This window comes from Desulfovibrio sp. 1214_IL3152, assembly GCF_036763055.1.
Lineage (GTDB): Bacteria > Desulfobacterota > Desulfovibrionia > Desulfovibrionales > Desulfovibrionaceae > Desulfovibrio.
Genome location: NZ_JBAIYW010000443.1, coordinates 1 through 7817 on the forward strand (window position 1 = coordinate 1; position 7817 = coordinate 7817).

A 7817-nucleotide genomic window follows, 5' to 3' on the forward strand; every position below is an offset into this window, starting at 1 on the left:
CGTCGCGCCCGCAGGCTGTGGCCCGTCTGGCCGAAGCCGGGCTGACCAGCATGCGGGTAAGCCTGAACAGCGCCCGCCCGGTGCTGTATGAGCGTTATTACCGCCCCGTGGACTACTGCCTTGACGACGTGAAAGAGTCCATACGCGCCGCCAGAAGCCGTGGAGTTTTTGTGGCCCTGAACCTGCTGTTTTTTCCGGGCATCACGGATACCGAAGAAGAGCTTGACGCTCTGGCGCGGATGGTGGGCGAAAACGGCGTGAGCATGATACAGTGGCGTAACCTCAACATTGACCCTGAGTGGTACTTCAAACTCATGAACGAGGGGCAGGATTCCGATGGCGGCAAGCGGCTTGAGTTTTCGCCCAGCATGGGGCTGACGCAATTCATGAAGCGTTTGAAAAAGCTTTGCCCCTGGCTGCGTTACGGCTATTTTAATCCGTATGTGGGAGACAGGGCCGAGCTTGAGGCCCCTGCACCCGGTGACTGGAGCATGCCCGCGCCCCGTGCCAAGGAAGGCGCCCTGGCGCCCGGAGAGAGCGCGGATGGCAGCGCCGATGGCGCAACAGACGCCTTTTCGGGAGACGAAAATTTCTGAGGGCGGTTTATTTTCATTTGTGAGTATGGTCACAGAATTGTTTGCATGTTTTTATACAGTGAAGACGTCGGTTGCCCGGCGTCTTCCTTTTTTCAGCTTTTCCCGGCATGGGGCTGTGAACCTGCTGCCTGGCAACAGCGCAAACCGGGCCGACAAATACCTCAGGGTAAAAAGTTTGTATTTTCGGCGGCATGGTCTTGACATGGGAGTCGAAGGTATTTATCTCATTTGAAAATGAATTTCATTTTATAAATATCCGGCCACAGCCGGGAGGAGCGTATCATGAGCAAGGTTTTGATTCTCTTTGGTTCCAGCACCGGCAATACGGAAAGCATCGCGCAAAAGCTGGAAGAGCTGATTGCGGCAGGCGGGCATGAAGTAACCCTGCTGAACGCCGCCGAGGCGTCGGCCGACAATCTGGCCGATGGCTATGATGCCGTGCTCATGGGCTGCTCGGCCTGGGGCATGGAAGATCTGGAACTACAGGACGATTTCGCCCCCCTGTTTGACGAAATGGACAGCATGGGCCTCAAGGGCAAGAAGCTGGCCGCCTTTGCCTCCGGTGATATGGAATACGAGCATTATTGCGGCGCGGTTCCCGCCATTGAAGAAAAGGCCAAGGGCCTGGGCGCGGAAATCATTTGCGAAGGTCTGAAGATTGAAGGCGACGCCTCAAGCGACCCTGATGCCGTGAGCGCCTTTGCCGAAGACGTGCTCAAGAAGCTGTAGACGCCACGCATGCCCGGCACGCTTTGGCCGCTGAACGACAGGATACGGCGGGCTAGAGCAATTTCACTTTGAAATTGCTCTGGCGGCTGCGTGAGCAGACGTTCGCTACGGAGGCGTAAGCGCAGTTTATCTGCGCGGTTAAACGCCGAAGTGAGCGTGCCTTAAACTTTGAGAATGTATATTCTCAAAGTTAATCTGCTCTAGGGCATTACGCTTTGAATGCCCTGTATCCGGGGCAATTACGTTGGAACTGTTCTGGCGGCCGCCCGTCACCAGGGCGCGAACGCGGCTTCAGCCCTTGGCAGAAAGGCTGGCGACTGCAGACAGCAAGGCTTTTGGCTTGCGCCGTCAAGCGCCGCCGTGGGCCTCTTGCGGCTTTGCGATGCGTAGCCGCAAGACCAAAATGCTTCGGAATGGCTTGGCGTTGAAAATGCCCCGGATACGGAACAGTTGCCGTTTGAAATGCTCGGTGCCGGAATTCTGGTTTGCCGTTCCGTTCCGGGCGCATGTTTTGGGTCTGCCGCGAGGGCTATGGACGGTTTTTCGGAGGTCTCGTGTTTGTCGCCATCGGTTTGATGTTTCTGGGCATGCTGGCGGGTTTTCTGCTGCGCGGCAGGCCTCTGGCCGCAGTGCTTTCACGCTGCGTGACCCCCGCCATTGTACTGCTGCTCTTTGCCCTGGGTATTTCTGTGGGCGGCAACCGCACACTCATGAGCGCCCTGCCTGAACTGGGCAGCGCCGCCGTGCTGCTGACCCTGTTCGGCGTGGGCGGTTCCCTTGTCTGCGTGCTGTGCATACGCCGTTTTTTTCGGCAGCCCCCGGAGCCTGAAGCGCTGAAAGCGTTTTGCGCAAGCAGCGCTGCGGGAAATTCCTGCTCCGCGCGCGTCGCCGCTCCTGTGGATTCGGCTGCTGGCGGGAATTCCGCCGGTAAGGGACAGGGTGGTTCACATTCATGAACGGCAGCCTGATGATCCTGTTTTTTTTCGGCGCCGGGGTTTTGCTGGCCCGGCTGGGTGTCGTGCCTGACTACTTCATTGAGCACGACATGACACTTTATGTGTTGTGGGCGCTCATGCTGCTGGTGGGCGTGTCAATGGGAGCGGACAGAAGGCTCGGTGAAATGCTGCGCACGCTGCGGCCCTGCGTGCTGCTGCTGCCTCTTGCCACCACCGTGGGAACCTTCGCGGGGACGGCCCTTGCCAGCCTTTTTCTGGTTTACAGCGCGGCGGAGTGCATGGCCGTGGGGGCGGGTTTTGCCTATTACTCGCTTTCGTCCATCTTCATCACCCAGTACAAGGGGCCGGAACTGGGAACCATCGCTCTTATCAGCAATATCGCCCGCGAACTGATGACCCTGCTTTTTACGCCGCTGCTGGTGCGCTTTTTGGGGCCTACGGCAGCCATAAGCTGCGGCGGGGCCTCCACCCTGGACACCACCCTGCCCGTGATTACCCGCTATGCGGGCAAGCAGTGGATATTCATATCCATTGTGCATGCGCTGGTGCTGGATTTCAGCGTGCCATTCTGGGTGACTTTTTTCTGCGGCATCTAGATCAGATTAACTTTGAGAATATACATTCTCAAAGTTTAAGGCACGCTCACTTCGGCGTTTAACCGCGCAGATAAACTGCGCTTACGCCTCCGTAGCGAACGTCTGCTCACGCAGCCGTCCGAGCAATTTAAAAGTTAAATTGCTCTAAAATGCAATTTTCAGCGAAATTCACGCCATGTTGCGGCGCACTGCACTTTCGTGCAGCGCCAGAGCACGCAACCCGTGAAACGCTCGCGTGGGACAGGCGCTCCCTGTCTGCCCGTAACGCGCTGGGACGAGCGTGTCCTGAAGTTTGGGAAGGCATGTTCTCAAAGGCCGTCTGCGCCAGGTAAGGCCGGTTCCCTTGCCGCAAGCCCGCGCAAAGAGCGGTCTGGGCGCGCCGCCTTGCCAGAACCGTAAAAAACTATAACTATATACACGGAGCCGGAATACAGCCCCTGGAGGATATGTCATGGCCCGTATGCGCTCAGCCAAACAAAAATTGAAGGAATGTATCAACAGCCCCCAATGGCGCGACCATCTGGAAGAAATCGCCCAGGGCGGCCTTGAAAATGTCGGTCCGCTTTTTTCTTTTCTGCTGCTCGGCCCGCAGACCATGCACCGCGCCGCTGTGGCACTGGGGCTGGTAACGGCCCGTCTGGCGGAAAAGCAGCCCGAAGCCGCAAAAAACATCATTCGCCGCCTCATGTGGCATCTGAACGAAGAGTCCGGCAATATCGGATGGGGCATCCCCGACGCCTTTGGCGAAATTCTCGCCGCCAGCCCCCTGCTTGCCAAGGATTTTCACCGCATCCTCGTTTCCTACATCATTGATCTCGGTCACGATGACAACTTTTGCGATCACGACATCCTGCGGCGCTCCTGCTACTGGAGCATCGGACGTCTGGCGCAGGCGCGGCCCGAGCTGTGCCTTGGCGCGCGCAAATGGCTGCTCAAGGGACTGGAGGATCAGGACATCATCTGCCGGGGCATGTCTGCCTGGGCGTTGAGCCAGCTGCCGCCCGACCTTATGGACGCACCGGCCCTGCGGCGTCTGGCTGATGCCGGGCACGAAGAGATGTGTGAGCTTTTCGACGGCAATGATGTGTATGAAAAGAGCGTCAGCCAGCTAGCCGGAGAGGCTCTGGCCAGGCTTTCCGCCTGAGCCTGACGCAGGCAGAGGGTTTGTCGCCTTCCCGCCGCTTCGAAAATTTGCGCTGGATTTTCAGTTCACAGCCATGTCTGGCCCGGACGCACCCACATTACGCGGCCAGGTAGCAAAAAAAGCGTCTCCACTGTGAAACAGGCAGTTTCACAGTGGAGACGCTTTTTTTTCACTCAGCCTTCGATTTTTTTGCTGATGATGCCCTGTTCTTCAAGCTGCCGCATGACCCCCGCGCAGCGGAAAATATCCGCGCCCACGGTTTCCGCTTCCTCCAGCAGACTCATGCTTCCATCGGCATAGGCCAGCAGGTCCATCATGAGGTCTACCTGCTCGTTACAGGAATAGCGGGTGCTCAGCGTGGGATAAAGCCCGCGCTTGCCCAGTTGCGGTTCGCACAGCACCCGGCATTGATAGGTAACGTCTTCTTCAAGTGTTTCCAGTATCTTGCGCATGATTTCAAAGCCGCCCTGAAGCCCTTTTTCCGTGACCAGCGAGCAGTCGTCCAGCGATGTGTGGTATTCGGGAAAGACATGGTACTTGGTGCGCATGACGCTGCACAGCGGCAGGTCAATGCCGGGCGCGCAATACTGGCGTTCATCGCTGCCTCTGTCATGAAAGGTGTAGCGCACGAAGTCCGGAGCAAAGTGCCGCAGCACGTGCAGCGCCGCCCTGTCGGCCAGGGTGTTTCCCTTGCGGCTGGGTACGTAGGAATAGGCGCGGTCGTCGCCCAGGCAGGTCAGGTTAAAGCCCGCGGCCACACGCTGGCGCAGCATCTGGTAATTTTTGCTCAGATAGGTAATGGCTCCGATGGTTTCCGGCACAAAGACAATGCGGTAGGTGTAGCGACGCGGCGCGCTTTGCAGCCAGTGGGCCAGGGCGGTAGCCACCACAGGGCCGGAAAGTTCGTTGTTTGCCATAGAGGGATGGCACACATAGGTGGACAGAAATATTTCTTTTTCGCTCTGCCCCGGCAGCACAAGTTCGCCATAGGAAAGATGCCCAGGCTTTAGAGAGGCCCGTATGACCGCGTGGTATGTGCCTGGTTTGAGCTTCTGGCGCACGTTGTGTTTGAGGCAGAACCCCCAGCGCCTGGCGTAGTAGGACGTAACGTAGGGTATGGCTTCTGGCAGGTCCGGCCGGGAGTGCAGGTGCTCCTGCAGGTCATCCAGCGACAGATGGATGTCCACCGGTTCGGAGTAGCCCACAACGTGCAGGTTGCAGTGGGCAAAGTCCGCAATGACTTCGCCATCCGGCCCGCTGAGCCGCGCCTCGGTGATGTTCCATTCGTCCGGCACGGTCCAGTCGAAAACCGGAGTGCCGGATGGAACTTCATGCAGTTGCAGATCGGGCAGCTCTTCCTTGAGTATGGATAGAGTCTGCCGGACGCCGTTGCCCGTAATGCTGCGGCATATGGGAAAAAGCCGCTGAAGAAAACTGTGCAGATTTGGCATGGGAAAGTCCCTGTGCGCCCCTTGCCCGCCCGATGGAGGCGGACGTGAAAGATACGGAAAGAAGAACAGCCTTTGTGGCCGACATATACTGAAATGGCACTAACGGCATCTCCCCTCCTGCACAGGTGGCGGCTGCATTTGCCGCCCTGGCGCGGCGTTGGCCCCCGTCCGGAACCTTTTTCCCGCGCTTTTCCGCATAATGGCTTCCGCAAGGCTGCGTCTGTTGCGGGCAGGCTTTGCGGCCCGCACCGACAGATCACGCTCTGGAATCCGGCGGGCGGGAACAGATGCTCCCGCGCTCGCGTATCTTCCTGTCATAAAGGACTATACGGGGCATACGGAAGCAAAAAGGACGACTCTTGTCCAGCACTGTTTGCGGCTGCAATCCGGCTGAGACAAAGATTTTTTATACCGGAGAGTTTTATAAGGATAATTTTTTTATTAGCAAGGGCATGGAAGGCTTTTTTCAGGCAGGTGGAAACAAAAAAGCGGCGGGAATGTCCCGCCGCGAAACGCTGGTGAAAGAGCAGATCGTGTTTTTGTTTTTGCCCGCCGGGCATCCCGCCCAAAGGCTCCCGGCCCATTGCCCCCAGCGCGGTGCTTTTGGGCAATAACGCCGCCATTGACTGGCGCGTCAGTCAGCTTTTGTCTGAGGCAGCGTTGCGCTGCTCCCAGGCCACGGTAATAAGCTCATACAGCTTCTTGGAAAGCGCCTTGAGGTCCGGCTTGGTGTACTGGGCATCCGCCCCCACCAGGGTACATTTTTTGGCAAGGCTGTCATTGATCATGGATGAAAATATGGCCACAGGCAGCTTTTTGAGCACCGGGTCTTCCTTGATGCGCTTGCACAGGGCAAGGCCATCCATGGCGGGCATTTCGATGTCTGTGATAATGCCCTGCAAAAAGTCCGAAATGGGCCTGTTTTCCGTCTCGCAGCGGTTACGCACGGTTTGCAGGTAGTCCCAGGCTTCCTGCCCGTTGACGCGCTGTTCCACCTTGAAGCGGCCTTCTTTGTTGAGCAGATCCAGCAGCAGGCTGCGTATGCTGCTGGAGTCGTCCACATGCAGGATCTTGTAGGTTTTGCCGTCGGGCGCGGCCATGTCCGAGGCGTCGAAACGCAGGGCCATGGCGGGGTGCAGTTCCGCCACAATGGCTTCCAGGTCCAGCAGAAAAATGACGCGCTCTTCCAGCCGTACCACCCCGGTTACGGAACTGCGGCTCATGTTCTGCAAAAACTGACCAGGGGCCTCCACATCCGTCCAGCTCAGCCGGTAAATGCGGTTGACGCCGGAAACCAGAAAGCCCGTACACACCCCGTTGAATTCCGTCACGATAACCTTGGCGTCTTCATTGGTGATGGGGGCATTGCCCAGAAAACAGGCCATGTCGATAAGCGGCACGATGCGGCCGTTGCGGTGCAGAAACGCTCCCAGCAAGGCTTTGTGGCGCATTTCCGGCATGGCTGTGACCGGCTGGCGCCGGCCGATTTCAACCACCTTTGCCACGTTAAGCCCGTAGTGAGCCTCGTAGCCGTCCTGATTGACATAGAACTCAACTATTTCAAGTTCATTCGTGCCGGTTTCAAGCAATATGTTGGTCTGCGCCATGAAAGGTACTCCATTGGGCGGGCGGGCCGCCGTGAGATGCCGCATGCCGGAGCTTCGGGCCGAAACTCTCTCCATTGTACACAACTGTACACAGCTTATCGGCCAGGATAAAAAAAGTATTTAGAGCATTTTAACTTTGAAAAAGTGTAAATGCTCTAACGCTGCACGAAAGTGCAACGCGCCACAACGTGGCGTGGAGTCAGCCGAAAATCGCATTTTCAGCTGAATGAAAACTTTGAAATGTGAAACATTTCAAAGTGAATCTGCCCTAGAGCAGTTAACGAATGAAATGAGTTAACTGCTCTGCAAGGATTTTCTTGAAAATCCTTGCCACGAAATGCGAGAAGGCAGGCTTTTGCCTGCCGTAAGCGAGCATTTCAAGTGTGAATTGCTCTAGAGTAATGCGGCATTCTGTCTGTTTAGAGCGGGTTGATAATAAAATTGTTTCGGCGGCTGCCTGAGCACGCGCCCTCCGCCAAGGGCAGCGCGTTTGAGCCGCAGCCCGAAGGGGTTACGGATGGAGGCGGCAGCGTCATGAACTTACGCTGTTGCGCGCCGTAACACTTTGAGAAGACATGTTCTCAAAAATAAAATGCCCTGTACGGAAGAATGCCTGCCATGACAATGCCGCAGTTTTGCAGAAAGTAAAAGCGCCGTTTTGCTGTGCCAGCGGAAAACGCCGCGGTGCAGACAGCCAGCGCCCCTTGCCGTGGCCCGATGGGCGGGCGTTTATGCTTG

General features: G+C 57.1%; 8 protein-coding genes. 5 read left to right on the top strand and 3 right to left on the bottom strand.

Annotated features, from left to right (window positions below):
- From V6C07_RS09375 to V6C07_RS09395, 5 genes are all read left to right on the top strand, one after another.
- On the top strand, positions 1-596 hold a 596-nt coding region (locus V6C07_RS09375), incomplete at its 5' end, for a radical SAM protein (RefSeq protein ID WP_333536165.1).
- 282 nt (positions 597-878) lie between these two features.
- Entirely contained in the window at positions 879-1325 is a 447-nt protein-coding gene (locus tag V6C07_RS09380; RefSeq protein ID WP_333536167.1) for a flavodoxin, read from the top strand.
- 554 nt (positions 1326-1879) lie between these two features.
- Positions 1880-2281: a LysO family transporter gene (locus tag V6C07_RS09385; protein WP_333536168.1), complete on the top strand. Its 402-nt coding sequence runs from the start codon at positions 1880-1882 to the stop codon at positions 2279-2281.
- Positions 2278-2877, top strand: a complete 600-nt coding sequence (locus V6C07_RS09390) for a lysine exporter LysO family protein (protein ID WP_333536169.1) — start codon at positions 2278-2280, stop codon at positions 2875-2877. The genes V6C07_RS09385 and V6C07_RS09390 overlap by 4 nt, the downstream gene beginning before the upstream one ends.
- Positions 2878-3328: 451 nt before the next feature.
- On the top strand, positions 3329-4021 hold the full coding sequence (locus V6C07_RS09395; protein ID WP_333536170.1) for a DVU0298 family protein: 693 nt from the start codon (positions 3329-3331) through the stop codon (positions 4019-4021).
- A gap of 173 nt (positions 4022-4194) precedes the next feature.
- Here the strand turns inward: V6C07_RS09395 and V6C07_RS09400 are convergent, their stop codons facing one another.
- The 3 genes from V6C07_RS09400 to V6C07_RS09410 all read right to left on the bottom strand — a co-directional run bounded on the left by V6C07_RS09400 (position 4195) and on the right by V6C07_RS09410 (position 7079).
- Entirely contained in the window at positions 4195-5472 is a 1278-nt protein-coding gene (locus tag V6C07_RS09400) for a DUF4910 domain-containing protein (RefSeq protein ID WP_333536171.1), read from the bottom strand.
- A gap of 314 nt (positions 5473-5786) precedes the next feature.
- Positions 5787-6083 (bottom strand): hypothetical protein, encoded by a 297-nt coding sequence (locus V6C07_RS09405; protein ID WP_333536172.1) that lies wholly within the window; start codon positions 6081-6083, stop codon positions 5787-5789.
- 27 nt (positions 6084-6110) lie between these two features.
- Entirely contained in the window at positions 6111-7079 is a 969-nt protein-coding gene (locus V6C07_RS09410) for a chemotaxis protein (RefSeq protein WP_333536173.1), read from the bottom strand.
- Positions 7080-7817: the final 738 nt, after the last annotated feature.